Source organism: Bradyrhizobium sp. cf659, assembly GCF_900113725.1.
Classification (GTDB): Bacteria; Pseudomonadota; Alphaproteobacteria; order Rhizobiales; family Xanthobacteraceae; genus Bradyrhizobium.
This window is the reverse complement of the sequence record NZ_FOQJ01000002.1, coordinates 847,543-864,595: the sequence shown is the minus strand read 5'-3', so window position 1 is coordinate 864,595 and position 17,053 is coordinate 847,543. Positions and strand designations below refer to the sequence as shown.

The following is a 17,053-nucleotide window of genomic DNA, read 5'->3' as shown; positions in this document are numbered from 1 at the left end:
CAAACGATAGGGTCAGAGCGACGGCTGAGTAAAGCCGCGGGGCCGGAATGTCGCACTTCGCAGGGCGCAGACCATTGGTATCGCCACATCCGGATGCTAGGAACGAGCTGCAAGAGCAATCGATAGCGAGACCGTATGTCCTTCGAGAATTCATTTGCCGCCGCCCGCGCTGTCGCGCTTGTTTTGTTTCTCGCTCTATCCGGATTTCTGGCCTCTTCCGGCCCTGCCTCCGCGCTGACGGCGGCTGCGACCGTCCGGGACGCCAATTCCATCCAGCTTGGCGATGTCACCTATCGGCTCGACGGCGTCGACGCGCCCGAGCTCGACCAGGTCTGCATCGACGATCACGCCGATCCCTGGACCTGCGGCATCGAGGCCCGCGACCAGCTGGCCAAGCTGATCGGCAAACGGGCGGTGCGCTGTGACGATGTCGGGCCGGAAAAGAGCTTTGGCAAACGCCACCGTGCGATCTGCACCGCCGAGGGCGACAAGGCCAGCCTGAACGAGCAACTGGTCAAGCTCGGCTTCGCCATCGCCCGCGAGCCGATCAAGGCCAACGTCAAGCCGTCGGCGGCGGAAGCCAAGACGGCCTCGTCCGGAATCTGGAAGGGCTGCTTTGTTGCACCGCAAGAATTCCGCACCGGCAAGAAGGACGGCGCGCTCCTTGGCGCCGCCTGCCGGCCGGATCGCGACAAGGAAATCCGCGCCGTGCTGTTTCCGGAGGAGCTGACCATGCCGCCGAGTTGCGGCATCAAGGGCAAGCTTGCGGTGCGCGCCCGCGTCACCGGCAATATCGGCATCTATCACTTACGGGGCTGCCCGAGCTATCCGGCGACCACCAAGCCGGACCGCTGGTTCTGCTCGGAGGACGACGCCCAGGCCGCCGGCTTCCGCAAGGCCTACAATTGCCGCCGGCCGAAGTGAACAAGTCGTTCACGCAGCCGTGAGCGGTAACCGGAGACAGTATTGATCCGGAATTGAACTCCATGGCGAGTTGCTGCACTTATCAACGTGCGCACGCGCTTTGCGCGAGCGCTTCCTTGGCAGACGATCCTCATTGGATCGTCTTTGCTCGGGCGTTTCCTCCCTAGACTTGGGCCGCTTGTCACAAACAAGCGGCTCTTCTTTTTTGTGCTCCCTAGTTCCGCATCGGCATGATCTGGTCCATCGGCGGCATGTTCTGGTTGAGATGCGCCATGATCCACACGGTGCCGCCGACCACCAGGAAGACGACCAGCAGCCCGAAGGCGAGCGCCAGCACGTTGTTGGTATTGTCAGGCCCCGTGGTGATGTGCAGGAAGAACACGAGATGCACACCCATCTGCGCGATCGCGAGCACGATCAGCGCGACGGGAATGGACGGCTGCCAGACCAGGTCAGTGCCGGCGATGAAGAACGACGTCGCCGTGAGCAGCAGCGCAAGCGCAAGGCCGACGACGTAACCGAGGATGCGCGCGCCGACGCTATGCTGCTCTTCCTCGCCCGGCGCGAGATCGTGCCCGGCCGGAATATGGGTCTGATCGCTCATGCGCCACCCCCAAGCAAATAGACGACAGAGAACACCCCGACCCAGATGATGTCGAGTGCGTGCCAGAACAGCGCAAAGCACATCATCCGCCGCAACACGTCGGCGCGAAAGCCTTTGGCAAAAACCTGCGCCATCATGGTGAGGAGCCAGAGCACCCCGGCGGAGACGTGCAGGCCGTGGCAGCCGACCAGCGAGAAGAACGACGTCAGGAACGCGCTGCGCGACGGGCCGTAGCCGCGCGCCACGAGATCGGCGAACTCGCGGAACTCGATGGCGAGGAAGATCAGCCCGAGCACGCAGGTCACGGTCATGCCGAGATAGAACCAGAACCGGTTGCGCACGTCGGCCGCGATGCTGGCCATGCCGCAGGTGAAACTCGACAGCAAGAGGCAGACCGTCTCGATCGCGACGTTGCGCTGCTCGAAGATTTCCGAGCCCTTGGGGCCGCCGGCGGTCTGGCCGGACAGCACCGCATAGGCCGCAAAGAAGCAGGAGAACATCACGATGTCGGAGAGCAGGAAGACCCAGAAGCCGTAGGCGGTCACGATGCGCTTCGACGCCGGCCCGGGATGCTCGATCACGACGCCGATGTGATGGGGATCGGCATGGGCGCGGCCGACTGTTGCCGTCATCGACATCAGACCGCCCCCGCCATGCTGACGAGGCTGCGCCGCTCCTCGAGATTGATGCGATCGATGCGCGCAACCTCGTCGGCCGGGATGACGTACTCGTCATGGTCGCGCCAGGCGAACACGACGAAGGTCGCGAACGCGCCGATGCCGCCCAGGATCACCATCCACCAGATGTGCCAGATCAGCGCAAAGCCCATGATGGTGGCGAAGAACGCGCAGACGAAGCCGGTCGGCGAGTTCCGGGGCATTTCGATGTCGTGATATTCGGGCACTTCGTGCTCGAACGATTGCTGCCGGGCATGGGTCTTCATGTCCCAATAGGCATCCTCGCCGCGCACATCGGGACTGAAAGCGAAGTTGAACACCGGCGGCGGCGACGAGGTCGCCCATTCCAGCGAGCGCCCGTCCCAGGGATCACCGGTGCGGTCGCGCAGGGCCTCGCGATTCCTGATGCTGACGACGAGCTGCATGATCTGGCAGATCACCCCGATCGTCAGCACGGCCATGCCGGCCGCCGCAACCAGCATCCAGGGCCGCCACGCCGCGACGTCGTAATGCTGCAAGCGCCTGGTCATGCCGAGCATGCCGGCGACATAAAGCGGAATGAAGGTGACGTAGAAGCCGAGGAAGGTCAACCAGAACGCGAGCTTGCCCCAGCGCTCGTCGAGCCGGAAGCCGAACGCCTTCGGAAACCAGTATTCGAAGCCGGCGAAAGCGCCGAACAGCACGCCGCCGATGATGACGTTGTGGAAGTGCGCGACCAGGAACATGCTGTTGTGGAGCATGAAGTCGGCCGGCGGCACCGCGACCAGCACGCCCGTCAGGCCGCCGATGATGAAAGTGACCATGAAGCCGACCGCCCACAGCATCGGCGTCGCGAAGCGGATGCGGCCGCCATACATCGTGAACAGCCAGTTGTAGATCTTCACCCCGGTCGGCACCGCGATGATCATGCTGGCGATGCCGAAGATGGCGTTGACGTCGGGGCCAGCGCCCATCGTGAAGAAATGGTGCAGCCAGACCATGAAGGAGATCACGCAGATCGCCATGGTGGCGAGCACCATGGAGCGATAGCCGAACAGTGCCTTGCCGGAGAAGGTCGAAACCACCTCGGAGAAGATGCCGAAGGCCGGCAGCACCAGGATGTAGACCTCCGGATGGCCCCAGGCCCAGATCAAATTCATGAACATCATGACGTTGCCGCCGGCTTCGTTGGTGAAGAAGTGGAAGCCGAGGTAGCGGTCGAGCAGCAGCATCGCGAGCGTCGCGGTGAGGATCGGAAACGCTGAGACAATCAAGAGGTTCGAGGCCAGCGTGGTCCAGCAGAACATCGGCATGCGCAGATAGTTCATGCCCCTGGTGCGCAGCTTCAGCACGGTCGTGACGAGATTGATGCCGGCGACCAGCGTGCCGGCGCCGGAGATCTGGAGCGACCACGCGTAGTAATCGACGCCGACGCCCGGCGAATAGGACAGTCCCGACAGCGGCGGGAAGGCGAGCCAGCCGGTGCGGGCGAACTCGCCGATCACGAGCGAGAGATTGACCAGCAGCGCGCCGGTCGCGGTCAGCCAGAAGCCGACCGAATTGAGCGTGGGAAACGCGACGTCGCGCACGCCGAGCTGGAGCGGAACGACCAGGTTCATCAGACCGATCACGAACGGCATCGCCACGAAGAAGATCATGATGGTGCCGTGGGCCGAGAAGATCTGGTTGTAATGCTCCGGCGGCAGATAGCCCTGCGACTGGTAGGCCACCGCCTGCTGAATCCGCATCATGATCGCGTCGCTGCCGCCGCGCAGCAGCATCACCGAGGCCAGCAGGATGTACATGACGCCGATCCGCTTGTGGTCGACGCTGGTGATCCACTCGTGCCAGAGATAAGGCAGATGTCCCTTCACCACGACCCAGATCAACACCGCGAGGATCGCAACCAGCACCACTGCGCCGGCGATGAGGGGAATGGGCTGATCAAATGGAATGGCCGACCAATCGAGCTTACCGAGCATCGTGGCCTCCACTGTGCGGCCGCCCGGCATCGGAGAGTAGCTCCGGCCCCGGCCCCGGCGGAATATGCTGGGTCGCGATCAGGTCGAACAGCCGGGGATCGTCGAGGCGGTACGTCGGCCTTCCCCTCTCGATGCCCTGCTGCATCAACTTCGTGTAGCTCTCCTCGTTGAGCACGGCATCGGACTTCGCCGTGGTCGCGACCCAATCCGGAAAGGCGAGCGGCGAGATCACGTTGACGTCGAACATCATGTCGGGAAAACCGTCGCCGGAGAAATGCGCCGACAGTCCCTGAAGCTTGCCCTCGTTGTCGGCGCGCAGGTTCAGCCGCGTCACCATGCCGTTCATGGTGTAGATCATGCTGCCGAGCTGCGGGATGAAGAACGTGTTCATCACGCTCGACGACGTCAGCTGGAAGTTCAGTTCGGCGCCGGCCGGCACCGTCAGCGCGTTGACGGTGGCGATGCGCTGGTCGGGATAGATGAACAGCCATTTCCAGTCGAGCGAGACCGCCTGAATCCGCACTGGACTGCCGGTGCCCGGCACGGGCGCCGCGGGATCGAGCTGGTGCGAGCCGATCCAGGCGACGCCGCCGAGCAGAATGACGGTGAGCGCCGGGATCGCCCACACCACCATCTCGACGCGCCCGGAATAGACGAAGTCCGGCTGGAAGCGCGCCTTGGTATTGGACGCGCGAAACCAGAACGCAAACGCCAGGATCGCGAAAATGGTCGGCACCACGATCACGAGCATGATGAAGACGGAATCGACCAGGATGGTGCTGTTGGCGGCAGCCACCGGCCCTTGTGGATCAAGCAGATTCATCGGCAAGCCACAGGCGATTGGGAGACCCCGGGGCGGAGCCTAGCTTGGGAAAGGCTCCGCAACAAACGCGATCGCAGGAGGTCGGTTCCTGCACGGCGGCAAGCCGTTGGCCGGCATGTGCTTTCACCGTCGCGATACAGCCATGCGTGTTCGGCAGGACGATGTGCACCCGGCGCGACCATCGCCTGGCACGATCGCTCTTCTGCCGCGGCTTGTCCGTGCTATCGTGATGAAAAAGCAGGGAGAAAGCGTCATGCGCCTGAACGACAAGGTTGCGATCGTCGTCGGGGCCGGCCAGAGCCCCGGCGAAGGCATGGGCAACGGCCGCGCCACCGCGCTGACCTTCGCGCGCGAGGGCGCCAGGGTGTTGTGCGTCGACCATCATCTGGAATCGGCACAGGAAACCGTCGCGATGATCGCCGAGAAGAACGGCACCGCCGCGGCCTTCAAGGCCGACGTGACGAAAGCCGCCGACATCAGGGCGATGGTCAAGGACGCGCAGACACGCTGGGGCCGGATCGACGTGCTGCACAACAATGTCGGCGTCAGCCTGTCCGGCGGCGATGCCGAATTGCTAGAGATCACCGAAGAGGCGTTCGACCGCGTCGTCGCCATCAATCTGAAGAGCTGCATTCTCGCTGCGAAAGAAGTCATCCCGATCATGCGCGCGCAGCACAGCGGCGCCATCATCAACATCTCCTCGATGGCCGCGATCACTACCTACCCTTACGTCGCCTACAAGGCGACGAAATCGGCGATGATCGCCTTCACCGAGCAGCTCGCCTATCAGAATGCCGAATACGGCATCCGTGCCAACGTCATCCTGCCCGGCCTGATGAACACGCCGATGGCCGTCGATACCCGCGCCCGCGAGTGGCACAAGACCCGCGCCGAAGTCGAAGCCGAGCGCGACAGCAAGGTGCCGCTGCGCAAGAAGATGGGCACGGGGTGGGACGTCGCCAACGCCGCGCTGTTCCTGGCGTCGGACGAGGCGAATTTCATCACCGGCGTGACGCTGCCGGTGGACGGCGGGGCCAGTGTGAGACGGGGGTAGGTCGAGGCGAGCGCGGTGCCCTTCCCTTCTCCCCTTGTGGGAGAAGGTGACATAGGCGGCCTTCGGCCGCCGTTCTTAAGAACGCCGAAGCGAAGCTTCGGCTATGGCGCCGGATGAGGGGTTGCATCCACGAACTCAACTAACAAAGGGCCTCACGGAGAGAGACCCCTCACCCGGCTTCGCTTTCGCGAAGCCACCCTCTCCCACAAGGGGAGAGGGTGCACTGTCACTGCGGCGACCGACTGACCCGCCAGATCGTGCCGTTGCCGTCCTCCGACACCAGCAGCGATCCGTCCTTCGCAACTGCTACTCCCACTGGCCTGCCCCACACCTCCGTGTCGCTCACCACGAACCCCGTGACGAAATCCTCGTATTCGCCGGTCGGCTTGCCGTCCTTCATCCTGATACGGATCACCTTGTAGCCGGTGCGCTTGGACCGGTTCCAGGAGCCGTGCTCGGCGGCGAAGGCGTCGCCCTGGTATTCGGATGGAAACTGCGTGCCCTGGTAGAAGGTCATGCCGAGCGAGGCCGAGTGCGGCTGTATCAGCACGTCGGGGATCGTCACCTTGTCCTTGAGGTCGGCCCGCGCGCCGGCGTGGCGCGGGTCTTCATTGCTTCCAATATAGAACCACGGCCAGCCGTAGAAGGCGCCCTCCTTCACGCTGGTCACGTAGTCCGGCACGAGGTCGTCGCCGAGGCCGTCGCGTTCATTGGTCGAGCACCACGGCAGGCCGGTCTGCGGCTGGATCGCGAGGCCGACGCAATTGCGGATGCCGGTGGCGTAGATCTTCCGCTCCTTGCCATCGGGATTGAAGGCCAGCACGGTGGCGCGCTCGGTCTCGCTGGCCCAGGCCGCGCCGAGCGGCTGCGTTTTCGACCACGCATCCATCCCGCCCGGCGGCGTGCCCATGCCCTCGGCGACGTTGCTGAGCGAGCCGACCGAGACCAGCATGCGCTTGTTGTCAGGCGTGAAGACGATGTCGCGGGTGGAATGGCCGCCGTCATGCGGCAGGCTTGCCACGATCGTCTCGGCCTTGCCGCGCGCCTTGAGGTCACCGGCCTGATAGGGAAAGCGGACGACGCTGTCGGTGTTGGCGACATAGACCCATTGCGGATTGTCGCCGTTCGGAAAGAAGGCGATGCCGAACGGTTGCCGCAGGCCGCTGGCAAATACCTCATTGGTCGCGACCTTGCCGCCCTCGCCGGCGCGCAGCACGCGGATGGTGCCGGCCCGCGTCTCCGCGACGAAGACGTCGCCGTTCGGCGCCACGCGCACGATGCGCGGAGCACGCAGGCCTTCCGCGAACAGCTCGATCTTGAAGCCCGCCGGCACCTGAAGGGCGGCCTCCGGCGGACGCGGCACCACACGCGACGAACTCGCGACCGACCGCGTGGCGCCGGGCCTGACCAGATCCTGCGGCCGGATCAGCCTGATTGTGCCGGGCTTGTCGGCCTGCCAGTCGCCGTAGGCATCCTTGCCCTGCAGCACCGGCTCGGCCTGTGCGCCGACCGCGGCGGCCAGCAGCAAGCCCACAGATATCACCGCAGTCGAAATCCGGTTCTTCACGTCGTCTTCCTCCCGACCTGCACGTCTCGAACGTCAACGCCGATCGATCCGTAAACGTTCTGCGGCGGGTCAAACGCCTGCCGAATCCCACATCAGCTCATGCCCGCACGATGTGCATCAGCCGCGACCCATCGTACTGGAAAATGCCGTTGATCGGTGCAACACATTGTAAGGGCACGGCCGCCGGTTGCGGTCATCAAAGCTGCGGCATTTGTGTCGCACCTGATGGGGTGATCATGTGGGGATCCATCATATCGGAATGGGCGAGCCTGCTGCTCCGCTGGCTGCACGTGGTGGCGGCGATCGCCTGGATCGGCAGTTCCTTCTATTTCATCGCCCTCGACCTCAGCCTCAAACCCAGGAGCGATCTGCCTGATGGCGTGCAGGGCGAAGCCTGGCAGGTCCATGGCGGCGGCTTCTACCGGATCATGAAATACCTGGTCGCGCCCACCCGGATGCCGGACGAGCTGACCTGGTTCAAATGGGAGGCCTACACCACCTGGCTGTCCGGCTTCGCGCTGATGGTGGTGGTCTATTATCTCGAGGCCGATCTGTTCCTGGTCGACAAGTCGATCCTCGACCTCACCCCATTCCAGGCCGGGCTGTTCAGCTTCTTCAGCCTCGCTCTGGCATGGGCGCTCTACGAGGCCGCCTGCCGCACCGGGCTTGCGCAGCGCGAGCTGCCGTTCGCCATCGGCGGCTATCTGTTCCTGGTCGCACTGACCTACGCCTTCACCCATGTGCTGAGCGGCCGCGGTGCGTTCAACCAGATCGCGGCAATCATCGGCACCATCATGGTCGCCAACGTCTTCACGCTGATCATCCCGAACCAGAAGAAGATCGTGGCGGCGCTGATCGCGGGACAGGCGCCCGATCCGAAGCTCGGCAAGACCAGCAAGGAGCGCTCGGTCCACAACAACTACCTGACGCTTCCCGTCGTCGTGCTGATGATCAGCAACCACTATCCCCTGCTCTACGCCACGCGCTTCAACTGGATCATCGTCGCGATCATCCTGGCGCTCGGCCCCGTGATCCGCCACTTCTTCAACGAGCGTCACGCCGGGCGCAAATCGCCGTGGTGGGTGTGGGGTATCGCCGCCGCGGGGGCGATCGCGATCCTTTTCCTCTCCGCAGCCGGCCCGCGCGAGGTGAAGACCGGTGCGCTATCGGTGCAGCCCACGGTCGCCAATGTCGAGGAGATCGTGATGTCCCGGTGCAGCATGTGCCATACGGCCGAACCGGTCTGGGCCGGGATCGTCACCGCGCCGAAGGGCATATTGCTCGACGCGCCCGAGCACATCCAGCGCAACATCCGCCTGATCGGCCGCGTCGCGGCCTGGTCCACCGCGATGCCGCCCGGCAACATCACCGACATGACCAGCGAGGAGCGTGCCATCCTCGCCGCCTATATCGAGCAGGCGCGCTGACGCCATCACGCGTCGATATCGCGTTTCGCGGAATGAAATTTCCGCATGTCCCGCCGATTTGAAAATGACTTGATCGTCTATCCGGCGTAGATAGGGACAGCGGCCATTCGTGCCGTCCAAATCCAATCTGCATCTGCCGCGGGGAAATCACAGTGGCCCTCAAGAACGTCATCGGTATCGACCACGCCGTGGTCATGGTGAAGGACCTCGACAAGGCCGCCGAGAACTACCGGCAGCTCGGCTTCACGGTCTCGCCGCGCGGCACCCACAGCGCGCATATGGGCACCGGCAACTACACCATCATGTTCGACCCGGACTATATGGAGCTGCTCGGCGTGCTGGCCGCGACCGAGCACAATGCACCGGCCCGCGCCTTCCTCGACACGCGCGGCGAAGGCATCGAGCGCATCGCCTTTACCGCGGTCGATAGCGCCGCCGGCGCGGAGGAAATCCGCGCGCGTGGCCTGACGCCGATCGGCCCGACCGATTTCGAGCGGCCGGTGACGCTGCCCGATGGCGCGGTCTCGGCGGCGAAATTCCGCACCTTCATGTGGCCGACCGCGGAAGCGCCGGGCGGCGTTCGCATCTTCGCCTGCCAGCACAAGACCCGCGAGACCGTGTGGATTCCCGAGCTGATGCAGCACGCCAATGCGGCGAAGCGGATCAGGCAGACGCTGATCGCAACGCCCGAGCCCGCGAAGGAGGCCGCGCACCTCGCGCGCCTGATCGACCGCGAGCCGCAAGCGGAGGCCGATGGCGCGGTCAGCGTGCCTTCCGGCGGCGATCGTGCCGACTTCGTCTATCTGACGCTGGACCAGCTCGGCAAGCGCTATCCCGGCGTGCCGCTCGCGGGCCTCTCCGAGCGCGGCGGCGCGGCGCTGGTGCTGGTCAGCGGCGATCTCGCCGCGACCGAGAAGGCGCTTGGCGCGGCGGCGCGGCGCAGCGGGCCTGCCATCGTCGTGCCGCCGGCGAAGGCCAACGGCACCCTGCTCGCCTTCGTTGCCGGCTGATTTGAACTAATTCTTTAACAAGCGTTTACCGGGCGGCTCTAGGCTTCCGGCCTATCCACGTCGCCCGAGACCAGACGCATGTTCAAAGAGGGATCGCCGATCGTCTATGACGCGCCGGCCGAACTGAAGAAGTGGCCGTCGCTGAAGGGCGAGAGGCAGAAGGACCGAGGTCCGCCCTATCTCGTCTACAACGGCACGCTCGCCGACTGCGTCCGCGAGCTGATGGGCAAGCCCATCAAGGGCATCTCGCTCTACGACATCATGACGAGGCCGCAACCGGCCTTCGACCAGACCGTGTTGTCGCCCGGCGATGCCGCCGAGATCGCGATGCGCAAGGATTTTCCGAAGGCGTAGGCGCTCTGCGCACACTACGCGTGACAGCGCTGCCGTTCCCGTAGATCCGCGGGCGGACGACGCATGTCCTGCGGCGGGAACACCGTACTAACACCGGGCGCCCTTCGGAATCGCAGCTTCGCCGCAATTGCGGTTAATGAAGTCCTCGTCACCGGCGCGGGCGCTGGTCGTTCCCCCACAGTTCGAGGACTCTTACCGAGATGCGATTTCTCGTCGCGGCTTGCGCTGCGTTCCTGATTCTGATGTGCGACGTCGGCTCATCGCCCTCCTGGCAAGCGTCAAGCTTCGACAACTCCACTCCCAAGGCCGACCGCGCCCCCTCGCTGGTGCCCCTGGTCGAACTCTTCCTCGCGAGCGTGCAGGCCATCGAGCTCGCGAACGCGCGCGCTGCTTACGAGGAGACGATCGAACCGGCGCGCACGGTCGAGGCCGTCGTGCAGGCCGCGGCTTCGCCGACCGAACAATTCTGCCACGCGCTCAGGGAAGCGGCCGAGGCCAGCGGCATTCCCGTGCCGTTCTTCGCACGCCTGCTCTGGCAGGAGAGCCGCTTTCGTTCCAACGAGGTCAGCCCGGCCGGCGCACAGGGCGTCGCGCAGTTCATGCCGGAGACGGCGGCCGAGGTCGGGTTGGATGATCCCTTCGATCCCATGAAGGCACTGCCCGCATCGGCGAAATTCCTGCGCAAGCTGCGTGATGATTTCGGCAATCTCGGCCTCGCCGCGGCCGCCTACAACGCAGGTCCCGGCCGCATCCAGAAATGGCTCGCCAGAGAGAGCGAGCTGCCGCGCGAGACGCGCGACTATGTCCGCATCATCACGGGCACCAAGGCCGAGGATTGGACCGAGCGCGCAGAGGCTCTCGCAATCCGGATCGAGCTGCCGCGCGAAGCGCCTTGCGAAGGCGTCGGCAGCCTGTCCAAGACGAAGGACGTCGCCTGGGTTCCGGTGAACCTGACACCGTCGGTCGTCACCATCATGCGCAAGGCCGAGCAGCTGGCGGCGCGGCTCTCGGCGAGCCGTGCACGCAAGCGGTTCGCATCCTTGCTGCGCAAGAATGCCGGGGCCCACGGCAAGGCACGGAGCATGATCGCGGCCCGCGCGGCCGGAAAGAGCGCAAAAGCCCGTGCGATCCGCTTTGCGGCGCGCGAACGCTCCTCGAGCTAGCTCACACCGGCTTCTCGTCGTCGGTGACCGGCGAGGTCACCACCAGGAACACGAGATCGGTCAGGCCCGAATTCGAGATCGCGTGCTCGACGCCGGGCGGCAGGAAGATCACGTCGTGCTTGCGTACGACGTGGTTCTTGCCGGCGATCTCCATCAGCCCCTCGCCGTCGAGCACGTGATAGACCTGCTCCTGCACCTTGTGATGATGCCGCGCGACATAGGCCATCGGCTGGTACATCGAGATGCGGTAGTCGATGCGGCGCGAGCCCGCAGTCTCCGGCATCACCAGCGGCTTTGACAGCGCGCCGCCAAAATGGTTGGGGAATTCGCGCCATGGTACCTCGGCGATGTTGCGGATGAAGGCGCCGTTGCTCTCCTCGGCCATGCTCGTACTCCCTTTCGCGTGTCTCAGTTCACCAGGGCACCGCCGTCGACATAGACGATCGATCCCGTGGCAAAGCCGTTCGCCATGAAGCTCAGGATCTGCTGGGCGATGTCCTCGGCCATGCCGACGCGGCCGACCGGCAGCGCGGCGGCTGTCTTCGCCAGCATCTCCTTGCGCGCGCCTTCCGGCATCGCGGCGCGGATCGGCGTATCGATCACGCCGGGCGAGACCGCATTGACGCGCACCGGCGCAAGCTCGAGCGCGAGCGCGCGGGCGAGCGATTCCAGCGCGCCATTGGCCGCGCTGATGATCGCCGAATTCGGCCGCGGCCGAACGCTGAGGAAACCGGTGACCAGCGTCAGCGAACCGCCCGGGCGGATCTCGGCCGCGCGCGCCACGCGCCAGGCGCCCCAGAACTTGCCTTCCATGGTGGCGCGCACGTCCTCCATCGCGACGGTCTTGAACGGCCCGGTGCGAAGCTGCGCGGCCGTCAGCACGACGTGATCGACAGGGCCGGTGCGGCGGAACAGATCAGCGACGCTCTGATCGTTGGTGACATCAGTGGGAATGGCCGTCACCTTCAGCCGCTCGGCGACGGGATCGAGCTTTGCGGCGCTGCGCGAGGCGATGACGACGTCCGCGCCCTGCGCCTTGGCAAGCTCCGCCGTGGCGAGGCCGATACCCGAGGAGCCGCCAACTACGACGACCTTCTTGCCTGCAAGCGTCATTCCCATCTCCCCGATAGTGTCTTGATTGTCGATCTGTGGGCCGCGATCAGCCCGGCTGGAAGCGTGTCCCGATGCCGGCCTTGCTCTGGCCAAGACCCGGCAATTCCCAGACGCCGGCACCGGCCGGATTGACGTCGGCGGCGATGTCGACGTCGATCAGATAAGGCTTGTTGGCGGCGATGCCCTTGCGGATCGCCTCGCCGATGTCCCCGGCGCGATCGACCCGCACGCCCTCGACGCCGCAGGCGCGTGCCATCGCCGCGAAATCAGGGTTATAGCGCTCGCCCGTCTCCGGGTGCTTGAAGTCGGTCGCAAGCTCACGGCCACCGAGATAACCGCGCTGCAGCCCGCGGATCGAAGCGTAGGCGTAATTGTTCCAGACCACCCAGACCACGGGCAGATTGTACTCGACCGCCGTGCCGAGCACGTTGGCGTGCATGAAGAAGGCGCCGTCGCCGCAGACGGACACGCAGGGCCGATCGGGCGCCGCGAACTTCGCGCCCATCACCCCGGCGACGCCAAAGCCCATCGGGCCAAAACCCATCGAGCCGATCAGCGAATCCGGCCGCTTCGGCTTGCAGAAACCGAGCAGCCAGTTGTGATGGACGCCGATGTCGGAGACGAGGATCGCATCCTCCGGCAATGCCTTGTCGATCTCACTGGCTGCGCGCTGCGGATTGATCGGCGTGGTGTCGTCGGAGAAGCCGGGCGCGACGAACTTGTCCCATTCCTTGCGATAGAGGTCGATCTGCGCGAGCCACTTCTTGCGCGCATCGGACTTCCCAAAGAGATTGTCGCGGCGATCGAGCTCGGCATGCACCTGGCGCAGGAACGTGCGGACGTCGGCCATCAGCCCGAGCGCGACGGGATAGTTGCGGCCGATCTCCTCGGGATCGATGTCGACATGGATCAGCCTGGTCGGCGGGATCGTGAAGGAATAGCCGGGGATCCACGAACTGGACGTGCGATCATCGAAACGAACGCCGAGCGCGAGCAGCACGTCGGCCTGCCGCGTCGCGTGATTGGCCTGATAGTGCCCCGCGCGCGCGACGAGGCCGAGCGCGAGCGGATGATTGACGTCGAGCGCGCCAAGGCCGCTCGCGGACGCCGCCACCGGAATCTGAAGCCGCTCGGCCAGCTTGCGCAATTCGTCCGCCGCACCGCCATAGCGCACGCCCTGCCCGACCAGCATCACCGGCCGTTCGGCCGCGAGCAGCATGTCGACGGCCTTCTCGACGCCGTCAGGATCGGCACCGCAGCGGCTCGAGATGTTGGCGCTCCACTCGGCAGCCTTCGGTGCCTCTTCAGCCGCCGATTCCATGAAGACGTCGAAGGGGACGTCGACCACCACCGGCCCCGGCCGCCCCGTGACCATGGTCTTCCAGGCCTGCCGCACCGCGAGCGGCACCATCTCGCCGCGCGTCGGCTGGAACACCTTCTTGCACATCGTCCGCACGGTGGACGGGAAGTCCGCCTGGTAGTGCCGGTACATCTCCTGGAAGGCGCCGCGGTTGAACTGGCTGGTCGGCACATTGCCGGTGATCGCCATGAACGGCACGGAATCGAGGAAGGCATTGGCCAGCGAGATCGGGAGGTTCGCCGAGCCCGGCCCGCAGGAGGTGAAGGTCGCCGTCGGTCGGCCCGAGACGCGGTAATAGACGTCGGCCATGAAGCCCGCGACGCTCTCGTGATGCACGGAGATCGTCTTGATCTCGGAAGAGCGCTCGTACAGCGCGTCGATGAACTGGATGTTGCCGTGACCGCACAGCCCGAAAACCTGCGGCACCTTTTCCTGAATCAGATAATCGACAATGACCTGGGCGCCATTGAGCATGTTTTTCGACATCAACCCGTCTCCCTCTCGGCCCGACGCCTTCTTCTGTACCGATGCGGGGAACGCGGCCGGTCATCATTGGGCCGCGCGGAGCCTATTTCTCATAATGCTGTACGTCAATTTATATTGTGATAGGCTATCATCCTGAAGAAACGCAGCGCGCCGCGCCGACGGTTGCGCTCGTTGCGTGCTAGTGTCGCTAGATACGGAGTCACGACGATTCACCAGAGAGGGCCTTGTCCTTGAGATCGCGTACCAAGCCCACGACCGGCGAGAAGCCTGCAAGCCCGCGCAAGGCCGCGATCGCCAAACTGGTCCCCGCACCGCAAGCCAGTGGCGACGACGAGGCCGATGACAAGCAGCGCGGTGGCGGCGTCCAGTCGCTCGGCCGCGCCTTCTCGATCCTCGAAGAGGTTGCACGCCATCGCGAGGGGATCGGGCTTGCGGAGCTGAGCAAGCTGGTCGGCCTGCACAACTCGACCACCTTTCATCTCGCAAAGACGATGGTCTCGCTCGGCTATCTTCGCCAGGAGAAGGACAGCAAGCGCTACCGCATCGGCCGACCGCTGTTCGCGCTCGCGGCAAGTGCGCTCGACGAGATCGAGATGGTCAACGTCGCAACCCCCGTGCTGGAGGAGCTGTCGCGCCAGACCAGCGAAAGCAGCCATTTTGCCGTGCGGATGGGCGATGCCGTGGTCGTCATCGCCCGCACCAGCGGGCCCGGCGCGTTTCAGCTGACCGATCGCGTCGGCGTGGTCCGCCCCGCCCATTGCACCGCGCTCGGCAAGATCATCCTGGCATCGCTCCGCCCCGAGCAGCTCCGCCGGTTCATCGATCGCGTGGAGCTGAAACCGTCGACGCCGAAATCCATCAGCGATGTCGGCGCGCTGATGCGCGAGATCGCCGAGGTGCAGCGCACCGGCGTCGCCTTCGACGACGGCGAGTTCAACATGGAAGTGCGCTGCGTCGCCGTGCCGGTGACCGATTTCACCGGGCAGGTGGTCGGCGCGCTCGGCATTTCCGGCCCGATCTGGCGGCTCTCCAACCAGGCGCTGCACGCCAGCGCCCAGGTCGTGCAGGCCGCGGCCGACCGCCTCTCCGCGGAATTCGGCGCCAAGGGCACGGCGCAGAAGGCGCTCACGCAAAAAACCTGAGCCGCGCGCAGGCGGCGATTTTGCCGGTTGACACCGGCAATGGCGTTCGGGATTATCCTCCAGCATTAGAAGAACGTCTCTCACAATACCGGATACCCGGCTTTGAAGGGAGGCACGCGATGCACCCGGGAGGAGACAGACATGATCCGCTATCCGCGACGGACGTTGTTACGGGCGGGCGCCGCCTTCATCGGCGCATCCGCACTGGGGTTTCCCGCCATCGTAAGGGCGCAGGCCGACAAGATCCGGATCGGACATCTGACGCCGCTCACCGGCTTTCTCGGCGTGATCGGCGGCTACGCGCAGCTGGGCGTGAAGCTCGCAGCCGAAGAGATCAACGCGTCCGGCGGCATCCTGGGCAAGCCGATCGACCTGCTCTCGGAGGACTCGATCAATCCGGCGACCGCCGCGACCAAGGCGCAGCGCATGCTGGAGCAGGACGGCGCGGTGGTGCTGCTGGGCGAGATCTCCTCGGCCTCCTCGCTCACCATCATGCAGGTCGCCGAGCGCAACAAGAAGGTGTTCTTCTCGACCGGCGCGCGGTCGGATGCGCTGCGCGGCAAGAACTGCAACAAATACTCCTTCCACTGCGACATCCCGAACACCGTGATGGTCAACGCGGTCGGCACCGCGCTGTCGCAGAAGGGCATGGTGAAGGGCAAGAAGTTCTTCACGCTCACGGCCGACTACATCTTCGGCCACGACCTCCTGAAGGCCGCAAAAACCTTCTTCGGCACGCATGATGCCAACCTGATCGGCGACGAGCTGATCGCGACCGACGCCACCGATTTCAGCCCGTATCTGCTGAAGGCGCGGCAGGCCAAGCCCGACGTGGTCTGCTGCAACCTCGCCGGCAACCAGGTGACCAATCTGGTCAAGCAATATGCCGAGTTCGGCCTGCCCTATCCTTTGGTCGGCTTCAACCTCAACACCGGCGATGCCTGGGCCGCAGGTGCGGGCAATCTCAGCGGCACCTGGCCGACGGTCTGGTATCACACGCTGGACAATCCGGCCTCGCAGGCCTTCGTCGCGGCGTTCAGCAAGAAATACGGCAAGCCGCCGGAGAACCACGCCTGGATCGACTACGTCACGCTGAAGCTTCTGGCTGAAGCGATCAACACGACGAAGTCGACCGACAGCGGCGAGCTGATCGCCTATTTCGAGAAGCAGGCGCAGTTCGACATCGGCAAGGCGCGGAAGGCCTATTTCCGCGCCTGGGATCACCAGCTGGTGCAGGAGGCCTATCCGTTCACGGTCAAGCCGAAGGACCAGATGAAGGACCAGTGGGACATGCTGGTGCTGGGCGAGGCGGTGCCCGCCGCGAACGACCCGCTCGAGACGATCTATCCGACCAGGGACCAGAATCCCTGCGAGATGAAGGCCTGACA

General features: G+C 64.9%; 16 protein-coding genes. 8 read left to right on the top strand and 8 right to left on the bottom strand.

Annotation, left to right across the window (positions count from 1 at the left end; all coding sequences use genetic code 11):
- Positions 1 to 135: 135 nt before the first annotated feature.
- Entirely contained in the window at positions 136 to 924 is a 789-nt protein-coding gene (locus tag BM118_RS12990; RefSeq protein WP_092185762.1) for a thermonuclease family protein, read from the top strand.
- A 214-nt stretch (positions 925 to 1,138) separates the two neighbouring features.
- On the opposite strand, the gene cyoD is transcribed toward BM118_RS12990, so the two are convergent.
- Genes cyoD through BM118_RS12970 form a run of 4 tightly spaced genes read right to left on the bottom strand, consistent with a single transcriptional unit; the run spans position 1,139 to position 4,989 of the window.
- Positions 1,139 to 1,528 carry a cytochrome o ubiquinol oxidase subunit IV gene (gene cyoD / locus BM118_RS12985; protein WP_092185760.1) on the bottom strand — a complete coding sequence of 130 codons (390 nt, stop codon included), beginning with the start codon at positions 1,526 to 1,528 and terminating at the stop codon, positions 1,139 to 1,141.
- Entirely contained in the window at positions 1,525 to 2,166 is a 642-nt protein-coding gene (locus BM118_RS12980) for a cytochrome (ubi)quinol oxidase subunit III (protein ID WP_092185758.1), read from the bottom strand. The genes cyoD and BM118_RS12980 overlap by 4 nt, the downstream gene beginning before the upstream one ends.
- Positions 2,166 to 4,166 (bottom strand): cytochrome o ubiquinol oxidase subunit I, encoded by a 2,001-nt coding sequence (gene cyoB, locus BM118_RS12975; protein ID WP_092186165.1) that lies wholly within the window; start codon positions 4,164 to 4,166, stop codon positions 2,166 to 2,168. The genes BM118_RS12980 and cyoB overlap by 1 nt, the downstream gene beginning before the upstream one ends.
- Positions 4,156 to 4,989, bottom strand: coding sequence for a cytochrome ubiquinol oxidase subunit II family protein (locus BM118_RS12970; RefSeq protein WP_092185756.1), 834 nt, complete (start codon positions 4,987 to 4,989; stop codon positions 4,156 to 4,158). The genes cyoB and BM118_RS12970 overlap by 11 nt, the downstream gene beginning before the upstream one ends.
- A 253-nt stretch (positions 4,990 to 5,242) precedes the next feature.
- On the opposite strand from BM118_RS12970, the gene BM118_RS12965 reads away from it, so the two are divergent.
- Positions 5,243 to 6,043 (top strand): SDR family NAD(P)-dependent oxidoreductase, encoded by an 801-nt coding sequence (locus BM118_RS12965; RefSeq protein ID WP_092186164.1) that lies wholly within the window; start codon positions 5,243 to 5,245, stop codon positions 6,041 to 6,043.
- Between the two features lie 226 nt (positions 6,044 to 6,269).
- Here the strand turns inward: BM118_RS12965 and BM118_RS12960 are convergent, their stop codons facing one another.
- On the bottom strand, positions 6,270 to 7,610 hold the full coding sequence (locus BM118_RS12960) for a PQQ-dependent sugar dehydrogenase (protein ID WP_092185754.1): 1,341 nt from the start codon (positions 7,608 to 7,610) through the stop codon (positions 6,270 to 6,272).
- 236 nt (positions 7,611 to 7,846) lie between these two features.
- Between BM118_RS12960 and BM118_RS12955 the strand changes: the two genes are divergently transcribed.
- From BM118_RS12955 to BM118_RS12940, 4 genes are all read left to right on the top strand, one after another.
- Positions 7,847 to 9,037: a urate hydroxylase PuuD gene (locus BM118_RS12955; protein WP_177234252.1), complete on the top strand. Its 1,191-nt coding sequence runs from the start codon at positions 7,847 to 7,849 to the stop codon at positions 9,035 to 9,037.
- A gap of 152 nt (positions 9,038 to 9,189) precedes the next feature.
- Positions 9,190 to 10,047 (top strand): VOC family protein, encoded by an 858-nt coding sequence (locus BM118_RS12950; protein WP_092185750.1) that lies wholly within the window; start codon positions 9,190 to 9,192, stop codon positions 10,045 to 10,047.
- Positions 10,048 to 10,125: 78 nt separating this feature from the next.
- Positions 10,126 to 10,401 (top strand): hypothetical protein, encoded by a 276-nt coding sequence (locus BM118_RS12945; protein ID WP_092185748.1) that lies wholly within the window; start codon positions 10,126 to 10,128, stop codon positions 10,399 to 10,401.
- A gap of 200 nt (positions 10,402 to 10,601) precedes the next feature.
- Positions 10,602 to 11,564, top strand: a complete 963-nt coding sequence (locus BM118_RS12940) for a lytic transglycosylase domain-containing protein (RefSeq protein ID WP_092185746.1) — start codon at positions 10,602 to 10,604, stop codon at positions 11,562 to 11,564.
- Between the two features lies 1 nt (position 11,565).
- On the opposite strand, the gene BM118_RS12935 is transcribed toward BM118_RS12940, so the two are convergent.
- From BM118_RS12935 to BM118_RS12925, 3 genes are read right to left on the bottom strand one after another with little or no spacing between them, the layout of a single operon-like run.
- Complete coding sequence (locus BM118_RS12935) at positions 11,566 to 11,949, bottom strand: cupin domain-containing protein (protein WP_092185744.1); 384 nt, start codon at positions 11,947 to 11,949, stop codon at positions 11,566 to 11,568.
- A gap of 23 nt (positions 11,950 to 11,972) precedes the next feature.
- Positions 11,973 to 12,677, bottom strand: coding sequence for an SDR family oxidoreductase (locus tag BM118_RS12930; RefSeq protein ID WP_092185742.1), 705 nt, complete (start codon positions 12,675 to 12,677; stop codon positions 11,973 to 11,975).
- Positions 12,678 to 12,723: 46 nt separating this feature from the next.
- The gene (locus BM118_RS12925) at positions 12,724 to 14,523 is read right to left on the bottom strand and encodes a thiamine pyrophosphate-binding protein (protein WP_092185740.1); all 1,800 of its coding nucleotides are present in this window, start codon (positions 14,521 to 14,523) and stop codon (positions 12,724 to 12,726) included.
- Between the two features lie 224 nt (positions 14,524 to 14,747).
- Here BM118_RS12925 and BM118_RS12920 point away from each other — a divergent pair, with 224 nt between their 5' ends.
- Positions 14,748 to 15,665: an IclR family transcriptional regulator gene (locus BM118_RS12920; protein ID WP_092185738.1), complete on the top strand. Its 918-nt coding sequence runs from the start codon at positions 14,748 to 14,750 to the stop codon at positions 15,663 to 15,665.
- Between the two features lie 141 nt (positions 15,666 to 15,806).
- On the top strand, positions 15,807 to 17,051 hold the full coding sequence (locus BM118_RS12915) for an ABC transporter substrate-binding protein (protein ID WP_092185736.1): 1,245 nt from the start codon (positions 15,807 to 15,809) through the stop codon (positions 17,049 to 17,051).
- Positions 17,052 to 17,053 lie beyond the last annotated feature (2 nt).

What these genes read in the sequence shown, in the direction of transcription:
- BM118_RS12990 (WP_092185762.1), top strand. Translation starts at nt 136, where the DNA reads ATGTCCTTCGAGAATTCATTTGCCGCCGCCCGCGCTGTCGCGCTTGTT.
- BM118_RS12980 (WP_092185758.1), bottom strand. Translation starts at nt 2,166, where the DNA reads ATGTCGATGACGGCAACAGTCGGCCGCGCCCATGCCGATCCCCATCAC.
- BM118_RS12930 (WP_092185742.1), bottom strand. Translation starts at nt 12,677, where the DNA reads ATGACGCTTGCAGGCAAGAAGGTCGTCGTAGTTGGCGGCTCCTCGGGT.
- BM118_RS12940 (WP_092185746.1), top strand. Translation starts at nt 10,602, where the DNA reads ATGCGATTTCTCGTCGCGGCTTGCGCTGCGTTCCTGATTCTGATGTGC.
- cyoD (WP_092185760.1), bottom strand. Translation starts at nt 1,528, where the DNA reads ATGAGCGATCAGACCCATATTCCGGCCGGGCACGATCTCGCGCCGGGC.
- BM118_RS12925 (WP_092185740.1), bottom strand. Translation starts at nt 14,523, where the DNA reads ATGTCGAAAAACATGCTCAATGGCGCCCAGGTCATTGTCGATTATCTG.
- BM118_RS12935 (WP_092185744.1), bottom strand. Translation starts at nt 11,949, where the DNA reads ATGGCCGAGGAGAGCAACGGCGCCTTCATCCGCAACATCGCCGAGGTA.
- BM118_RS12915 (WP_092185736.1), top strand. Translation starts at nt 15,807, where the DNA reads ATGATCCGCTATCCGCGACGGACGTTGTTACGGGCGGGCGCCGCCTTC.
- BM118_RS12965 (WP_092186164.1), top strand. Translation starts at nt 5,243, where the DNA reads ATGCGCCTGAACGACAAGGTTGCGATCGTCGTCGGGGCCGGCCAGAGC.
- BM118_RS12945 (WP_092185748.1), top strand. Translation starts at nt 10,126, where the DNA reads ATGTTCAAAGAGGGATCGCCGATCGTCTATGACGCGCCGGCCGAACTG.
- BM118_RS12970 (WP_092185756.1), bottom strand. Translation starts at nt 4,989, where the DNA reads ATGAATCTGCTTGATCCACAAGGGCCGGTGGCTGCCGCCAACAGCACC.
- BM118_RS12955 (WP_177234252.1), top strand. Translation starts at nt 7,847, where the DNA reads ATGTGGGGATCCATCATATCGGAATGGGCGAGCCTGCTGCTCCGCTGG.
- cyoB (WP_092186165.1), bottom strand. Translation starts at nt 4,166, where the DNA reads ATGCTCGGTAAGCTCGATTGGTCGGCCATTCCATTTGATCAGCCCATT.